The sequence below is a fragment of the Serpentinicella alkaliphila genome (assembly GCF_018141405.1).
Classification (GTDB): domain Bacteria; phylum Bacillota; class Clostridia; order Peptostreptococcales; family Natronincolaceae; genus Serpentinicella; species Serpentinicella alkaliphila.
Map to the genome: position 1 here is coordinate 2,268,558 of NZ_CP058648.1, position 16,289 is coordinate 2,284,846.

Annotated in this window: 17 protein-coding genes; 16 read left to right on the plus strand and 1 reads right to left on the minus strand. The window is 32.2% G+C overall.

The features are described 5' to 3' along the window. Positions 1 to 2: 2 nt before the first annotated feature. The gene (locus HZR23_RS11620) at positions 3 to 617 is read right to left on the minus strand and encodes an NfeD family protein (RefSeq protein ID WP_132847628.1); all 615 of its coding nucleotides are present in this window, start codon (positions 615 to 617) and stop codon (positions 3 to 5) included. A 444-nt stretch (positions 618 to 1,061) separates the two neighbouring features. On the opposite strand from HZR23_RS11620, the gene rpsB reads away from it, so the two are divergent. From rpsB to HZR23_RS11700, 16 genes are all read left to right on the plus strand, one after another. Next, positions 1,062 to 1,757 carry a 30S ribosomal protein S2 gene (gene rpsB / locus HZR23_RS11625; RefSeq protein WP_132847629.1) on the plus strand — a complete coding sequence of 232 codons (696 nt, stop codon included), beginning with the start codon at positions 1,062 to 1,064 and terminating at the stop codon, positions 1,755 to 1,757. Between the two features lie 91 nt (positions 1,758 to 1,848). Beyond that, positions 1,849 to 2,496: a translation elongation factor Ts gene (gene tsf / locus HZR23_RS11630; protein WP_132847630.1), complete on the plus strand. Its 648-nt coding sequence runs from the start codon at positions 1,849 to 1,851 to the stop codon at positions 2,494 to 2,496. A gap of 145 nt (positions 2,497 to 2,641) precedes the next feature. Then, the gene (pyrH, locus tag HZR23_RS11635; protein ID WP_132847631.1) at positions 2,642 to 3,352 is read left to right on the plus strand and encodes a UMP kinase; all 711 of its coding nucleotides are present in this window, start codon (positions 2,642 to 2,644) and stop codon (positions 3,350 to 3,352) included. Positions 3,353 to 3,373: 21 nt separating this feature from the next. Beyond that, positions 3,374 to 3,931, plus strand: a complete 558-nt coding sequence (frr, locus tag HZR23_RS11640) for a ribosome recycling factor (RefSeq protein WP_132847632.1) — start codon at positions 3,374 to 3,376, stop codon at positions 3,929 to 3,931. 2 nt (positions 3,932 to 3,933) lie between these two features. Further along, a complete protein-coding gene (locus tag HZR23_RS11645; protein WP_132847633.1) occupies positions 3,934 to 4,119 on the plus strand; it encodes a hypothetical protein in 186 nt (61 codons plus the stop codon). A gap of 40 nt (positions 4,120 to 4,159) precedes the next feature. Continuing rightward, entirely contained in the window at positions 4,160 to 4,870 is a 711-nt protein-coding gene (locus tag HZR23_RS11650) for an isoprenyl transferase (RefSeq protein WP_132847634.1), read from the plus strand. Positions 4,871 to 4,882: 12 nt separating this feature from the next. Continuing rightward, positions 4,883 to 5,656 (plus strand): phosphatidate cytidylyltransferase, encoded by a 774-nt coding sequence (locus HZR23_RS11655; protein ID WP_132847635.1) that lies wholly within the window; start codon positions 4,883 to 4,885, stop codon positions 5,654 to 5,656. A 108-nt stretch (positions 5,657 to 5,764) separates the two neighbouring features. Further along, positions 5,765 to 6,913: a 1-deoxy-D-xylulose-5-phosphate reductoisomerase gene (locus tag HZR23_RS11660; RefSeq protein ID WP_132847636.1), complete on the plus strand. Its 1,149-nt coding sequence runs from the start codon at positions 5,765 to 5,767 to the stop codon at positions 6,911 to 6,913. An 8-nt stretch (positions 6,914 to 6,921) separates the two neighbouring features. After that, positions 6,922 to 7,932, plus strand: coding sequence for an RIP metalloprotease RseP (gene rseP, locus HZR23_RS11665; protein WP_132847637.1), 1,011 nt, complete (start codon positions 6,922 to 6,924; stop codon positions 7,930 to 7,932). A 13-nt stretch (positions 7,933 to 7,945) separates the two neighbouring features. After that, complete coding sequence (gene ispG / locus HZR23_RS11670) at positions 7,946 to 8,992, plus strand: flavodoxin-dependent (E)-4-hydroxy-3-methylbut-2-enyl-diphosphate synthase (RefSeq protein WP_132847638.1); 1,047 nt, start codon at positions 7,946 to 7,948, stop codon at positions 8,990 to 8,992. A 12-nt stretch (positions 8,993 to 9,004) separates the two neighbouring features. Continuing rightward, positions 9,005 to 9,631 carry a glycosyltransferase family 2 protein gene (locus HZR23_RS11675; protein ID WP_132847639.1) on the plus strand — a complete coding sequence of 209 codons (627 nt, stop codon included), beginning with the start codon at positions 9,005 to 9,007 and terminating at the stop codon, positions 9,629 to 9,631. Positions 9,632 to 9,655: 24 nt separating this feature from the next. Then, a complete protein-coding gene (locus tag HZR23_RS11680) occupies positions 9,656 to 13,945 on the plus strand; it encodes a PolC-type DNA polymerase III (RefSeq protein ID WP_243098160.1) in 4,290 nt (1,429 codons plus the stop codon). A gap of 224 nt (positions 13,946 to 14,169) precedes the next feature. Continuing rightward, positions 14,170 to 14,634: a ribosome maturation factor RimP gene (rimP, locus tag HZR23_RS11685; protein WP_132847640.1), complete on the plus strand. Its 465-nt coding sequence runs from the start codon at positions 14,170 to 14,172 to the stop codon at positions 14,632 to 14,634. 14 nt (positions 14,635 to 14,648) lie between these two features. Further along, the gene (nusA, locus tag HZR23_RS11690; protein WP_132847641.1) at positions 14,649 to 15,692 is read left to right on the plus strand and encodes a transcription termination factor NusA; all 1,044 of its coding nucleotides are present in this window, start codon (positions 14,649 to 14,651) and stop codon (positions 15,690 to 15,692) included. Positions 15,693 to 15,707: 15 nt separating this feature from the next. Continuing rightward, positions 15,708 to 15,980: an RNase P modulator RnpM gene (gene rnpM / locus HZR23_RS11695; RefSeq protein WP_132847642.1), complete on the plus strand. Its 273-nt coding sequence runs from the start codon at positions 15,708 to 15,710 to the stop codon at positions 15,978 to 15,980. Beyond that, complete coding sequence (locus HZR23_RS11700) at positions 15,973 to 16,281, plus strand: L7Ae/L30e/S12e/Gadd45 family ribosomal protein (RefSeq protein WP_243098161.1); 309 nt, start codon at positions 15,973 to 15,975, stop codon at positions 16,279 to 16,281. The genes rnpM and HZR23_RS11700 overlap by 8 nt, the downstream gene beginning before the upstream one ends. Positions 16,282 to 16,289: the final 8 nt, after the last annotated feature.

Here is a 16,289-nt window from a genome sequence, read left to right on the forward strand (position 1 = left end):
CCCTATTTTTCTGATTTTTTAGAACTCTCTTCTTTTAGAACTATATTTAGAGGTTCTACATAGCAAACCATTTCGTTATTATCAAAGTCCATTACGATTACTTCCTCACCCTGAGGAAGGTAGCTTAATTCATCTAGGTCTATTGTAATACTTAGCCTAGCTTTATAGGATATAGATGCCCCTGTACTATCTTTTAAAGAAATAATTCCATCACTTTCATTGGTAACTCTCAAAGTAAGTATTCCTGTTTTACCAGTTAAATCCTCGTGATTCAATGCCATAGGCTTACTATTTTTTAACTTTAAAATAATACATCTGTAAAAAAACATATAAATTCCAAATGATACTAATGCTAAGCCTACTAATATAAAGAATGTTATACTAGTTGAAGTCATGTACTGCACTGAAAATCTGCCAAGTGCTCCAAATGTTATAAATGCTAAACATAGACTCATGATATTAAATGGAACTATTCCATCAAAGTCTGTATCTGCGTCTAAGTCTATATCAAAATCAGCTACAAAGCCAAAGGCGCCTATAAGTAGATTAAGTATTGGTATCGCAAACCCTAGACAGATAAAAATGTAAAATATCTTAGTCAGATTTTCAACATTCATTCGACAATTCCACCCTCCCTTATGTTTTTATAATACTACTTTTCATAATAATTCTTGTTGTCTAACTATATTGATAATTTTACTGCTCCTACAACTTTATATCTAAGGTTCGACTTTAATTCCAACTAATTACAAAATAGTTAAAGATACCTAATTATACCATAGATATATTGAGTTTTATGGAAAAATAGAAATGTAAAAAAATTGTAACAAATGCATAAGATTTGTTTAAAATTAAATAAATAGGCAATAATATATTTAAGCGTAAAATTTTGTTAACTAGAGAAAATATATTAAATTTAATTATTGATATTTAGTTAACACTATGTTAGAATACTTAAGGTGAATAAAACACACACACTTTACGATTTATTTAGTAGTGCCTAATGGTTCTAAATAAAAATGAATAAAGTGGAGGAAAAACTAAAGGAGGAAGTATATAGTATGTCAGTAATATCAATGAAACAATTACTTGAAGCAGGGGTTCATTTCGGTCACCAAACAAGAAGATGGAACCCAAAAATGGCTGAATACATTTTTACAGAAAGAAATGGAATCTATATTATAGATTTACAAAAGACTGTAAAGAAAGTAGAAGAAGCTTATGGTGTAATGAAAGAAGTTGCTTCAGAAGGAAAAACAATTCTTTTTGTTGGAACAAAAAAGCAAGCTCAAGAAGCTATTGAAGAAGAAGCAAAAAGATGTGGTATGTTCTTCGTAAACCAAAGATGGTTAGGCGGAATGCTTACAAACTACAAAACTATCAAAAACAGAATTGATAGATTATTTGAGTTAGAAAAAATGGAAGAAGATGGTACTTTTGAAGTACTACCTAAAAAAGAAGTTATCCAATTAAGAAATGAAAAAGAAAAATTAGAAAAATTCTTAGGCGGAATTAAAGAAATGACTGATATGCCAGGAGCATTATTCGTTGTAGACCCAAGAAAAGAAAGAATAGCTATTAAAGAAGCAAAAATCTTAGGTATACCAGTTATCGCTATTGTAGATACTAACTGTGATCCTGATGATGTAGATCATGTTATTCCTGGAAACGACGATGCTATAAGAGCCGTTAAATTATTAACTGCTACATTAGCTAATGCAGTTTTAGAAGGAAAACAAGGGGTTCAAGAACAATAAAAATTAAAATCAAATGATTAAAAAGGTAAGGGTATAAGGGATTTTCCCTTACGTCCTTACCTTTAATAATATTAGGGAGGCGTATTTAATAATGAGTATATCAGCATCAATGGTAAAAGAGCTTAGAGAAAAAACTGGCGCAGGTATGATGGATTGTAAAAAAGCATTAACTGAAGCTAATGGAAACTTGGACAAAGCAACTGAAATCCTAAGAGAAAAAGGATTAGCTGCTGTTTCAAAAAAAGCAGGAAGAATTGCTGCAGAAGGGTTAGTTGAATCATACATACATGGTGGAAGAATTGGAGTATTAGTTGAAGTTAACTCTGAAACTGACTTCGTTGCTAAAAACCAAGAATTTAAAGATTTTGTAAAAGATGTTGCATTACATATTGCTGCTGCAAATCCTCTTTACGTAACTAAAGATGAAGTTCCACAAGATACAATTGAAAAAGAAAAAGAAATCCTTAGAAAACAAGCATTAAATGAAGGTAAACCTGAGAAAATTGTTGATAAAATGGTTGAAGGTAGAATTGAAAAATACTACAAAGAAGTTTGTTTATTAGAGCAACCTTTTGTTAAAAACCCAGATATGACAATTGGAGAGTTATTAACAGAGAAAGTAGCTAAAATTGGAGAGCTTTTAACAATAAGAAGATTTGTTAGATTCGAAGTTGGCGAAGGTATTGAGAAAAAACAAGAGAATTTTGCTGAAGAAGTAGCAAAACAAATGGGACAATAATATTATTAGAGAACACTTTTGTGTTCTCTTTTATAACAAATAGAGAATTATTACTTAATTAACAAGTAAACTATATAGATAAAGAATAAACAAATTAGAGGATTTTTAACAAATAAGTAGAAATAGTTAGATTGGAGGAAAGTACATGTCAAAACCTTTATATAAAAGGGTTTTACTTAAATTAAGTGGGGAAGCTTTAGCAGGTGATAAGGGATTTGGTTTAGACACAGACACAGTAAATAGTATCGCAATTCAAATAAAAGAGCTTATGGAGCTACAGGTTGAAGTTGCCGTAGTTGTCGGCGGTGGAAATTTTTGGAGAGGTAGAACTGGAGAAGGTATGGATAGAACAACTGCTGACTACATGGGTATGTTAGCGACAGTTATCAATGGGCTAGCCTTACAAGATGCCCTAGAAAACATCGGAGTTCTAACAAGAGTACAAACAGCAATTGAAATGAGACAAATAGCTGAGCCGTATATTAGAAGAAGAGCAGTAAGACATCTAGAAAAGAATAGAATAGTTATTTTTGCTGCGGGTACAGGTAATCCTTATTTTTCAACAGATACAACCGCTGCATTAAGGGCTGCAGAAATAGAGGCAGAGGTAATATTATTAGCTAAAAAAGTTGATGCCGTTTACGATAAAGATCCAAATGAGTTCGATGATGCGAAGAAATTCGATGAGCTTTCCTACATAGATGTTTTAAAATTAGGTTTAAAGGTTATGGATTCAACGGCTACTTCTTTATGTATGGACAATAAGATACCTATTAAAGTATTTGGTTTAGATAACCCAGAGAATATTAAAAAAATAATTTTTGGTGAGCAAATAGGTACATATATACATAATTAAATATTAAAAGGAGGAGAGTTTATGCAATTAGCAATTCATAAGGAACAAGAAGAGAAAATGGGTAAGACTATCCAAGTTTTAAAAAATGAGTTAAATAGTATTAGAGCAGGTAGAGCAAATCCAGCTATGCTTGACAGAATTTCTATTGACTATTATGGGGCAGTAACACCTATAAAACAATTAGCAACTGTAGCAGCACCAGAACCAAGACTATTAACAATCCAACCATATGATTATTCAATTTTAACAGCAATAGAAAAAGCGATACAGCAATCTGACCTAGGAATTAATCCATCAAATGATGGAAAAATCATTAGATTGAATTTGCCACTTCTTACAGAAGAGAGAAGAAAGGATTTAATTAAGATTGTTAAGAAAACTGGTGAAGAAAATAAGGTTGCTTTAAGAAATGAAAGAAGAAATGTTAATGACGTACTTAAAAAAATGCATAAGGACGGAGAATTAACAGAAGATGAACTAAAGACAGCAATGGATGAAGTTCAAAAAATTACTGATAAATATATAAAAACAGTTGATGATCTTTTAGTTGCTAAAGAAAAAGAGATTATGGAGGTATAGCTTTGACTAAAAATCTAGATGTTTTAGGTTTTGAGCTTACTGAAGCAATTATGATTTTGGAGAAAAATAATATTGGGTTTATTGTTAAGGAAAGTTTCGGTAAAGAGAAATTAGAAGGTGTTAAAAGAGTTATTGGACAGAAAATCATTGCTGATAATAAAATTGAGCTTATAATATCTTGTTTTTAAGCCCCTAACGGGGCTTTAAAAATATTGAGGGGAATTAATTATGACTACAACAAGATTAGATTTAGAAAAAATACCTAGGCATATTTCAATAATAATGGATGGAAATGGCCGATGGGCTAAGGCAAAAAAAATGCCTAGGGCTTTAGGACATAGGGCGGGTGTTGAGTCACTTAAAAACATTGTACAAACCGCTGGAGATATAGGAATAGAATATCTATCCCTTTTTGCGTTTTCAACTGAAAATTGGAGTAGACCTGAGCAAGAGGTTTCGGCTTTAATGATGCTTTTAAAGGAGTTTCTTAGAAAGGAAGCTATGCGTTTACATAAAAGCAACGTAAAAATAATGACTATTGGAAATATCGAAAAATTTCCTGAGGATATAGTTAATGAAATAAACGAAGTTAAGGAATTAACTAAACATAATAGCAAGCTACATTTGATTATCGCTTTAAATTATGGTGGTAGAGATGAATTAATTAGAGCCATTAAAAAAATTATGAGTGAAAATAACAGTTCTGATGATATAAATGAAGAATTAATACAGTCCCATTTAGATACAAAAGATATTCCAGACCCTGATTTATTAATAAGAACAAGTGGAGAATATAGAATAAGTAACTTTATGTTGTGGCAGACTGCCTACACAGAATTTTGGTTTACGGATACCTATTGGCCTGATTTTACAGGTCAAGATTTAATTAGCGCAATCGAAGACTATCAAAAAAGAGACAGAAGATATGGAAATGTATAGGGGGAAGATATAATGCTAAAGAGAGTACTATCAAGTTTAGTTGGCGCGCCTTTACTAATATATATATTATATCGAGGAGGAACCCTGTTATTTTTAGCTGTCAATATAGTTAGTTTGATTGCACTAAATGAGTTTTATAATGCTTTTAAAATAAAAGAGTATAATCCATTGACTATTATTGGATATATATTCTCAATAGTAATATTAACGGATTTTTTCTATGTTAATTTATATTTTTTACCAATTTTAATACTTTTATTTTTTGTTTGTAGTGTTATAATGCTGGCTAATGAAAAATATAATATGATAGATATAATGATTACAATTACCGGAATAATATATACTTCTTTATTTTTAGGTCACATATTACTAACTAGTAGACTTGAAATGAATGTAGCTATATGGCTGATATTCTTAATTGCGTGGGCAACTGATACATTTGCATACTTTACAGGTTATTTTTTCGGTAAGCATAAATTATGTCCTACCATAAGCCCTAAAAAAACTGTTGAAGGGTCTATTGGTGGAATTGTAGGAAGTGTATTAAGCTGCCTATTATTTGGGCATTATTTCTTAGGTACAAATTTCATTTATTTAGCTATACTTGGAATTGTAGGAAGTATTATTGCTCAAATTGGAGATTTAGTTGCTTCTAAAATAAAAAGATATATAGGAATTAAAGATTTTGGAAAAATTATGCCTGGACATGGTGGAATACTAGATAGATTTGATAGTATTATATTTGTAGCACCTGTAGTTTATTATTTTTTAATTTTTGTAATATAGAAAAACAACTGGGAAATTATAATGTTAATTCTATTGTTATAATTTCCTGTTGATTTTAAATGACATAAAGGATCTTCCGACGGAAGCCTTTTTTAATGGGGTGACATTGTGAAAAAGAGAATTAGCATTCTAGGATCTACAGGTTCCATTGGAACTCAGACTCTAGATGTAATTAGAGAACATCGAGATAGATTTGAGGTTGTAGCATTAGGGGCAATGCAAAATATTGATGAGCTTGAAAAACAGATAGATGAGTTTAAACCTAAATTTGTTGCGGTATATGATAAGAATAAGGCTGATATTTTAAAAAATAGAATTAGTTCTAAGACAAAAATTATTTCTTCTATTGAAGGTCTTATAGAAATAGCATCCTTAAACGATATAGATTTAGTTCTAAATTCTGTTGTCGGAAGCATAGGCTTATTACCAACACTACATGCTATAAAAGCTAGAAAAAATATTGCATTAGCAAATAAAGAAACCTTAGTAGTTGGTGGGGAATTAATTACAAAGGAACTAGAAAGATATAATGTGAATATTATACCAGTAGATAGTGAACATTCTGCCATTTTTCAATGTTTACAAGGAGAAAAAAGAGAAGCTATATCTAAATTGATACTAACTGCATCAGGAGGCCCTTTTAATAATTGGGAATTAGAAAATCTTAAAGATGTTACATATAAAGAAGCATTGAAACATCCTAATTGGTCTATGGGTAAAAAGATATCTATAGATTCAGCAACCTTAATGAATAAAGGGTTAGAGGTAATAGAAGCAAAATGGTTATTTGATATAGATGTGGATAAAATAGAGGTTGTAATACATCCACAAAGCATAATACATTCAATGGTCGAATTTAAAGATACTTCGGTCATTGCTCAACTTGGTTTGCCAGACATGAGACTACCAATTCAATATGCTTTAACATATCCAAAACGTTTAGAAATGAAATCACCAGGATTGAATTTTATGAAATATAACTCACTAACATTTAATGAACCTGATTATAATAAATTTCCTTGTTTAAGATTAGCATATGATGCAATGAAAATAGGTGGCACAATGCCGTGTGTGTTAAATGCAGCAAACGAAGTTTTAGTAAATCTTTTTTTAGAGCAGAAGATTAAGTTTTTTGATATTCCGTATTACATAGAGAAAATTATGGATATTCACGAGCCATCAAATTATAATTCCTATGAGGAACTTTTAGAAGTAGATATATGGGCAAGAGAATGGATTACAAAAAATATTAGGTAGGTGAGAATATGTATACTGCAGTAGTTGCTATTATAGTCTTTAGTGCTTTAGTTTTTTTCCATGAGCTAGGACATTTTTCAATAGCTAAATTAGTTGGTATTAAGGTACATGAGTTCGCAATTGGTATGGGACCAAAGCTATTAGGGTTTAGAAAAGGTGAAACTGATTACTCTGTCCGTGCATTGCCAATTGGGGGTTATGTACGTATGGAAGGTGAAGATGAAAAATCTAATGATGCCAGAAGTTTTAGCAATAAGTCTATTAAGGAAAGAATTGCTGTAATTTTAGCTGGACCATTAATGAATATTATTTTAGGATTAATACTCTTTACAATAATCTTCTATAATGTTGCAGGTGTTCCTACTACAAGAATTGAACAAATTATAGCTAATACTCCAGCAGAGGAAATCGGTATGGAGGCTGGTGACAGAATTGTATCAATTAATGGAAGAACAATTGAAAGCTGGGACCAGATTGTTGAGCAAATAAGCACTTCAAATGGAGAAAGTCTCAATTTAGAAATTGAAAGAAATAATATTATAGTTCAAAAAACAATCGATCCTGAAGTTGATAGTGAAACAGGTCAGTTCAGGATAGGTATTGTACCTTCTGTGCAAAAATCTTTTTCTTTAGCTATTAAAAATAGTTTTAGTCAAACACGTATGATAGTATTTGGAATATTTGATTTCTTTCGAGGGTTAATTTCTTCTAGGCAGGAAGTATTAGAGGACGTTGTAGGTCCTGTAGGTATAATTAATTTAGTAGGGCAAGCTAGCAGAGCTGGAATGATTTATGTTATGCACTTAGCTGCATTAATTAGTATAAATCTAGCAGTAATGAACCTACTTCCAATACCAGCCTTAGACGGTAGTAGAATTCTATTTTTAATAATAGAAGCATTGAGGGGTAAGCCAATTGATCCAGATAAAGAAGGATTCGTTCATATAGTTGGATTTGCATTGTTAATGCTATTAATGATTATGATTACGTATAAAGATATAACTTCAATATTCTTTTAAATAGGGTGATAGTATGAGAAAAAAGACAAAGATTATTAGATGTGGAGATATTTTAATTGGAGGAGATAGCCCAATCTCTGTCCAATCTATGACAACTACAGATCCTAGGAATATACTAGGAACTATCGAACAAATCAAAACTTTAGAGGAAGTTAATTGTGATATTGTAAGATTAGCAATACCGAATATGGACTCGGCTAAAGCCTTGGGAGAAATAAAAAAATCAGTAAAAATGCCAATAGTGGCAGATATACATTTCGATTACAGATTAGCTTTAGAATCAATAGATCAGGGTGTAGATGCTCTAAGATTGAATCCCGGTAATATAGGGGAATATGATAGAATTAAAAAAGTTGTAAAGAAGGCAAAGGAAAGAAATATTCCTATTAGAATAGGTGTAAATGGAGGATCCTTAGAAAAGGATCTTCTTGCTAAGTATGGACATCCTACGGCAGATGCCTTGGTTGAAAGTGCTTTAAGGCATGTAAAAATCTTGGAAGACTTAGACTTTGATGATATTGTAATATCCTTAAAGGCTAGTGATATTAAGTTGACTGTGGATGCATATTCATTAATTAGTGAAAAAGTAAACTACCCACTTCATCTAGGTATCACTGAGGCTGGCACTGTCTTTGGTGGTACTATTAAATCTTCAATTGGTATTGGTGCCCTTTTACTCATGGGAATAGGAGATACAATAAGGGTTTCATTAACTGGAAGTCCAGTAGAAGAAGTTAAGGTAGGAAGAGAAATTTTAAAGTCATTAGGTATTATAAATGATGAAATCAATATAGTTTCCTGTCCAACCTGTGGACGATGTCAAATTGATTTAATAAATATTGCAAATAATGTACAAGATAAAATAAAGCACATTAAAAAGCCTATAAAGGTAGCAATTATGGGATGCGCTGTAAATGGCCCTGGAGAAGCAAGAGATGCTGATATAGGTATTGCTGGTGGAGATAAAACAGCTCTACTTTTTAAAAAAGGTGAAATTATAAAAAAGGTTTCAGAAGAAGATATTTGCAGAGTCTTATTAGAGGAAATTGACAAAATCTAGAGGAGGCTACATATGAAAGTATCTGCTATAATACCTGCATATAATGAGGAAGAGCGGATAGGAAAGGTCATACAGACTGCTACTAGCTGTAAACTTATTTCAAATATTATTGTTGTAGACGATGGATCTGAGGATAAAACCTTTGAAGAGGCAAGTACATACAATGTAAAAGTAATAAGACTTCCTGAAAACCAAGGTAAAGCCCAGGCTTTAAAAACCGCATTACTATATTGTGATTGCGATATAGTAATCTTCTTAGATGCGGATTTAATAGGATTGAGAACTAGTCATATTGAGTCTTTAATTTATCCATTACTTTTTAATAATATTGAAATGACCATTGGAATATTTAATTCTGGCAGATTTTTTACAAGCTGGGCCCAAAAAATAACACCAAGTCTATCTGGTCAAAGGGCTTTTAAAGGACACCTAATTAAGGATATAATAGATTTAGATATGGAAGGATACAATGCGGAGATAGCCATAACCAGAATGATTAAGGAAAAGAGTATTAAAGCAGAGCACATTCTATTAGATGGGATTAGCCATGCAATAAAGGAAGAAAAATACGGACTTAGCAAGGGTATGTACTGTCGAATGAGGATGTATAAGGAAATTATAAAATATATGATGCAATAGATATAAGGAAAGGGGGGCCTTCCTGTGCAATCTACAAGCTCTATTTGCTTTAGTTCATTTATAGAGCAATTTGGTTTGAACTATGATTTACCACTAAACAAATGTAAAATAAATCAAGTAAAATTTCATAAAAAAGATAAAAAGATCCAAATTCACTTAGTTTCAGAGCAAGTTCTTTCTGAAAAAACTTTAAGCTTAATTCGAAAACAGCTTAAGGAGACCTTGGGTCTTAATTTTGTTGAATTAGATATTAAATATTCAATAGCTTTTTCTAATTTAGAGGAACTTATTAAATCTAATTGGGATAGCGTAGAATACATTTTTAATAAGTTATTACCTTTTACAAAGTCCGCAATAAATCAAATAGAATGGAAAGCAAAGGATAATGACTTTAATATAATTTTTAAAGAACAACTTATTTATGAAAAGGCCAAAGAAAGAAATATTAATGAAAGAATCGAATCCTTCTTTACCTCACGATTTAATTACAAACTTAACTGTTTGTTAGATTTAGAAATCATAGATAATGCACATCTAAGCTATGAAGAAGAGAAAAATATTGAAGAGATAAAATATTTAGAGCAAGTTAAAAAGGAAATTAAAGAGCTTGAGGTGACCCCAAAGAAGAACACTCAAAAGTCTAGTAGTAATGGCAAGAGTAACGCAATCTTAGGGAAAGACTTCAATGGTGAACCTATAAACATAGAGAATATTTATAATGACTCCGGAACAGTAATAATTGAAGGAGAAGTTTTTGATATAGAGACTAAATTACTTAACAGTGGGAAAATGCTATATACTTTATCTGTTACAGATTATACAAATTCAATTGTTGCTAAGATATTTCAACCAAACAATAAAGACATTAGTCTTGATGAAGCGTTTTTTAAGGGCCAACAGCTAAGAATTAGAGGTAATGTTGTATTTGACAAATTTATTAAAGAAAATATTTTAATGGCCTCGGACATAGTTAATATTCCTAGAATAGTGCGTTTAGATGAGGCAGAGGAAAAAAGAGTAGAGCTTCATCTACACACCCAAATGTCCGCTATGGATGGAATATCCATGACAACAGAGCTAATAAAGCAGGCAGCTCAGTGGGGACATAAGGCTATTGCAATTACAGACCATGGTGTTGTACAGGCCTTCCCTGAGGCAATGGAAGCAGCGGATAAATATAAAATAAAAGTAATTTATGGGATAGAAGGTTATATTGTTGATGATACCTCTAAAGCTACTCATGTAAGTAAGGACTATTACTTAGATGATGAATTTGTAGTATTTGATATAGAGACTACTGGGCTATCCAATAAACATAATAAAATCACTGAAATAGGTGCAGTTAAGGTAAGAGCTGGAGCAGTAGTTGATACATACTCTACTTTTGTAAATCCTGAAACTTTAATACCCGAACAAATTACTAAAATTACAGGTATTACTAATGAAATGGTTAAAGATGCACCAACAATAAATGAGGCTTTGCCAGGGTTTCTAGATTTTATTAAAGATAGTTGTGTAGTTGCACATAATGCAGAATTTGATGTAGGCTTTATTAGGGAGAGCTGTAATAAAGGTGGATTTAAATTTGATAATCCTATACTAGACACCCTTAAATTATCTAGGGTTTTACTAAGTCATTTAAAGAAGCATAAGTTAGATGTAGTAGCAAAGGAATTAGGAATTAATTTAGAGAATCACCATAGAGCCGTTAATGATGCGAAGGCAACGGCAGAAATATTTATTAAGTTTATAGACATGATGAAGGAAAAAGGTATTAATGACTTAAATGATGTAAACAGTTTATTTGATAAAAATATTGACTATACTAAACTTAGGTCAAATCATATAATTCTATTAGCTAAAAATGAAATTGGATTAAGGAACCTATATAAGCTAGTTTCAGAATCGCATATAACCTATTTTTATAAAAAGCCTAGAATACCTAAGAGCTTGCTTAACAAACATAGAGAAGGATTAATTGTAGGTTCTGCCTGTGAGTCTGGAGAAGTTTTTCAAGCCTTTTTAACTACTAAATCTGAGGAGGATATAGAAAGACTTGTAAAATACTACGATTATTTAGAGATACAACCTTTATCTAATAATGAGTTTTTAGTTAGTAAAAATGTAGTTAGTAGTATAGAAGATATTAAAAAAATTAATGAAGAAATATTAAAACTTGGATATAAGTTCTCAAAGCCAGTTGTGGCAACAGGGGATGTACACTTTTTAAACCCACGGGATGGGGCTTTCAGAAAAATACTAATGGCTGGGCAAGGTTTTGATGATGTAGATGATCAGCCACCCCTATACTTCAAAACTACAGATGAAATGCTAAGGGAATTTAGTTATTTAGGTAAAGATAAGGCATATGAGGTTGTAATAAAAAATCCAAATTTAATAAGTGAGCAAATAGAAGGTCTGCTACCAATACCTGATGGTACATTCCCACCAATTATTGAAGGTTCAGATGAGGAACTTAGAAGGCTATGCTATAATAAGGCTCACAATATTTATGGTGAAACCTTACCAGAGATAGTAAAGGCTAGACTTGATAGGGAGCTAAACTCAATAATATCCAATGGTTATGCAGTTATGTATATAATTGCTCAAAAACTTGTTACGAAATCAATGGAAGATGGGTATTTAGTTGGCTCTAGGGGTTCTGTTGGTTCTTCCTTTGCAGCTACAATGAGTGATATTACAGAGGTAAATCCATTACCACCCCATTATATTTGTTCAGAGTGTAAGTATTCACAATTTTTTACAGATGGATCCTACGGTTCAGGGGCAGACCTACCAGATGCAAAATGCCCTAGCTGTAATAATGAGCTCACAAAAGAGGGGCACGATATACCTTTCGAAGTGTTTTTAGGCTTTGAGGGGGATAAGGAACCTGATATAGACTTAAATTTTGCCGGAGAATATCAAAGTGAAGCCCATAGGTATACGGAGGAGTTATTCGGAAAAGGTAAAGTATATAGAGCAGGTACTATAGGTACAATTGCAGACAAAACTGCCTATGGATTCGTTAAGAAATATCTTGACGAAAACAATAAATATCTAACTAATGCAGAGATAAATAGATTATCTAAAGGATGTACCGGTGTTAAAAGAACCTCAGGACAACATCCAGGTGGGGTAATGATTGTACCTGCAAATAAGGATATTCATGAATTCTGTCCTATTCAATATCCTGCTAATGATAGTAAGTCTGGAGTTATAACTACTCATTTTGATTATCATGCAATTAGTGGAAGGCTACTTAAGCTTGATATACTAGGACACGACGTTCCTACTATAATAAGGATGATTGAGGACATAACAAAAACAGATGCAACCAAAGTACCTTTAGATGATAAGGAAACTATGAGTCTATTTACGGGCATAGATGCCTTAGGATTAACTAGGGAAGAATTCGATTATGAAACAGGAACCTTGGGAATACCCGAATTTGGTACTAAGTTTGTTAGACAGATGCTAATGGATACTAAACCAACTACCTTTGCAGAACTTGTACGTATTAGTGGATTGTCCCATGGGACAGATGTTTGGCTAAATAATGCTCAGGATTTAGTTAGGGGAGATGTGGCTCAATTAAAAGATGTTATCTCTACTAGGGATGACATAATGAATTATCTAATACTTATGGGATTACCCGCTAAGCATTCCTTTAAAATAATGGAGAATGTAAGAAAGGGTAAGGGCCTTAAGGAAGAGGACGAGAATTTAATGAGGGAGCATAATGTACCTCAGTGGTACATTGATTCCTGTAATAAGATTAAATATATGTTCCCTAAAGCCCATGCAGTTGCATATGTTATGATGTCCTTTAGAATAGCTTACTATAAGGTTCACTATCCTGAGGCATTTTACGCAACCTACTTTACTACAAAGGCTGAGGACTTCGATGTAGAGCTAATAATTAAAGGTAAGGATGCAGTAAAAAATGCAATAGTAGAAGTGGAAAAAAAGGGAATGGAAGCAACAACAAAGGAAAAAAACTTACAAACTATTCTAGAGGTAGTTTTGGAAATGTATTGCAGGGGGATAGGACTACTACCACTAGACTTATATAAGTCTGACTCTGATAAGTTTTTAATTCAGGATGGTAAATTACTACCGCCGCTAAAATCCTTACAGGGCGTTGGTCAAAACGCAGCCAAAAATATTGTAAAGGCTAGGGAAGAAGGAAACTTTTTATCCGTTGAGAATTTTAGACAAAGGACAAAAACGTCTAAAACAGTAATCGAAAAGCTAATAAACCACGGATGTTTACAAGATTTGCCAGAAACTAACCAACTATCATTCTTTTAACTTGCAGGAATAATTTGTTTATGTTATACTAGGTTTAACAAGATATATTTAAGTGTTTATAGAGTGGGGAAATTGGCCCACTCTTTACTTGTTATATATGGGCAAATTTGAGGTACTGTATATTAAAGAATAAATTAATAATAAATTACAAAATATACAATATATAATCAAATAAAAAATAAAAATAAAAATTAAACACTACAACTTAATATAGGAGGTATAAAATGGGAAAAAATAGAGTGGAAAGTATAGTTGAGGAACTAGTGATACCAATAGTCGAAAAGGAGAATTTCGATTTGGTAGACGTTGAATTTAAGAAAGAAGGTCCTCATAAGTATTTACGTGTTTACATAGACAAACCAGAGGGAATAAGTCTAGATGACTGTCAAAAGGTAAGTGAACAATTAAGTGAAAAGTTAGATGAGACAGATCCAATTGAAGAAAACTATTTTCTAGAGGTTTCATCCCCAGGTTTAGATAGACCGTTGAAAAGATCGGAAGATTATGTAAAGTTTGCAGGCAGAGAAGTAGAAATTAAGCTTTACGAGCCTATGGATAATAAAAAGTTGATTGAGGGAGAACTAATAGAACTTAAAGACTCAGTAGTAAAAGTACGATTAGAGAATGAAAGTATATTAGAAATTCCATTAGAAAAAATTGCGCTAACTAGACTAGCAATTAAATTTTAGGGGGTTTTAAGGGAATGAATTCCGATTTTATTGAAGCGTTAGAACAGATACAAAAGGATAAGGGAGTATCTAAGGATATATTAATAGATGCTTTAGAGGCGGCTTTAATATCGAGCTATAAAAGAAATTTCGGCACAGCACAAAATGTAAGGGTCTCTATTAATAGAGATACTGGTGAAGTCCATGTATACTCCCAGAAAAGAGTTGTGGAGGAAGTAGAAAACGACCTGTTGGAAATAAGTTTAGCTGATGCAAAGAAAATAAATGCTAAATATGAATTAGAGGATGTAGTAGAAAATGAAGTTACGCCAAGAAACTTTGGCCGTATTGCTGCTCAAACTGCTAAACAAGTAGTTGTTCAAAGAATTAGAGAGGCTGAAAGAGATGTAGTATTTGGTGAATTTATTAATAGAGAATCAGATATTATTACTGGAAGCGTTGCTAGAGTAGCAAAGGGAAGTGTATATATAAGCCTAGGGAAAACAGAGGCAGTACTACCTCCAGGAGAGCAAATTCCAAATGAACAGTATAATCATGGAGATAGAATAAAATGTTATATTGTTGAAGTAAAGAAAACTACAAAAGGACCTCAAATTCAGTTATCCAGAACTCATCCAGGATTAATTAAAAGATTATTTGAACTTGAAGTTCCAGAAATACATGACGGTGTTGTAGAAATTAAAAGTATTTCAAGGGAAGCAGGATCTAGAACCAAAATTGCTGTAAAATCAAATGATGCTAATGTTGATCCTGTAGGTGCTTGTGTAGGGCCGAAAGGCGCTAGGGTTGCAACAATAGTTGAAGAACTTAAAGGTGAAAAAATTGATATTATTAAATATAGTGATGACCCGGAAGTTTTTATAACTAGTTCATTAAGTCCTGCAAAAGTTGTTTCAACAACTGTTAATGAGGAAGAAAAAACTGCTAAAGTAATAGTACCCGATTATCAGTTATCATTAGCAATTGGGAAAGAAGGACAAAATGCGAGACTTGCTGCTAAATTAACTGGTTGGAAAATTGACATTAAGTCTGAAAGTCAGGTTTCAAGTAAGAGTTAATAATGGGGTGAGTATATGATAAAAACAAAAAAAATACCGCTGAGAAAATGTCTTGGCTGTAACGAAATGTTTCCAAAGAAACAGTTAATTAGGGTTGTTAAAAACAATCTTGGCGATATTGATATAGATTTTAAAGGTAAAGCTCACGGTCGTGGCGCTTATATATGTAATGAAAAAAGCTGTTTTGAAAAGGCATATAAATCAAAGGCCTTTAATCGTGCTTTTCAATGTGAAGTTCCTAAGGATGTTTACGAAAGGCTATCAAAGGAGTTCGAGAATATTGAATAGTGTTTTAGCTGGTTATATTGGATTTGCAATGAAATCAGGAAACCTTATTTCTGGAGAAGATTTGTGTAAAAAAGAGATCCAAAAAAGAAAAGCATATTTAGTTATAGTTGCTAAAGATGCTTCAGAAAATACACAAAAGGTTTTTAAGGATAAAACTGCTTTTTATAATGTTCCGATTAGATTCTATGGGACAAAGGAAGAACTGGGTCACATAATTGGAAAAATGCCGAGAGCAGTTATTGTTCTTAAAGATCGTAATTTTGCCACCAAAATTATTGACTGTATTGACCAAGAAAATTAATTAGGGGG

Coding starts and splice junctions, on each gene's coding strand:
- HZR23_RS11620 (WP_132847628.1), bottom strand. CDS start 617: ATGAATGTTGAAAATCTGACTAAGATATTTTACATTTTTATCTGTCTA.
- rpsB (WP_132847629.1), top strand. CDS start 1,062: ATGTCAGTAATATCAATGAAACAATTACTTGAAGCAGGGGTTCATTTC.
- tsf (WP_132847630.1), top strand. CDS start 1,849: ATGAGTATATCAGCATCAATGGTAAAAGAGCTTAGAGAAAAAACTGGC.
- pyrH (WP_132847631.1), top strand. CDS start 2,642: ATGTCAAAACCTTTATATAAAAGGGTTTTACTTAAATTAAGTGGGGAA.
- frr (WP_132847632.1), top strand. CDS start 3,374: ATGCAATTAGCAATTCATAAGGAACAAGAAGAGAAAATGGGTAAGACT.
- HZR23_RS11650 (WP_132847634.1), top strand. CDS start 4,160: ATGACTACAACAAGATTAGATTTAGAAAAAATACCTAGGCATATTTCA.
- HZR23_RS11655 (WP_132847635.1), top strand. CDS start 4,883: ATGCTAAAGAGAGTACTATCAAGTTTAGTTGGCGCGCCTTTACTAATA.
- rseP (WP_132847637.1), top strand. CDS start 6,922: ATGTATACTGCAGTAGTTGCTATTATAGTCTTTAGTGCTTTAGTTTTT.
- ispG (WP_132847638.1), top strand. CDS start 7,946: ATGAGAAAAAAGACAAAGATTATTAGATGTGGAGATATTTTAATTGGA.
- HZR23_RS11675 (WP_132847639.1), top strand. CDS start 9,005: ATGAAAGTATCTGCTATAATACCTGCATATAATGAGGAAGAGCGGATA.
- rimP (WP_132847640.1), top strand. CDS start 14,170: ATGGGAAAAAATAGAGTGGAAAGTATAGTTGAGGAACTAGTGATACCA.
- nusA (WP_132847641.1), top strand. CDS start 14,649: ATGAATTCCGATTTTATTGAAGCGTTAGAACAGATACAAAAGGATAAG.
- rnpM (WP_132847642.1), top strand. CDS start 15,708: ATGATAAAAACAAAAAAAATACCGCTGAGAAAATGTCTTGGCTGTAAC.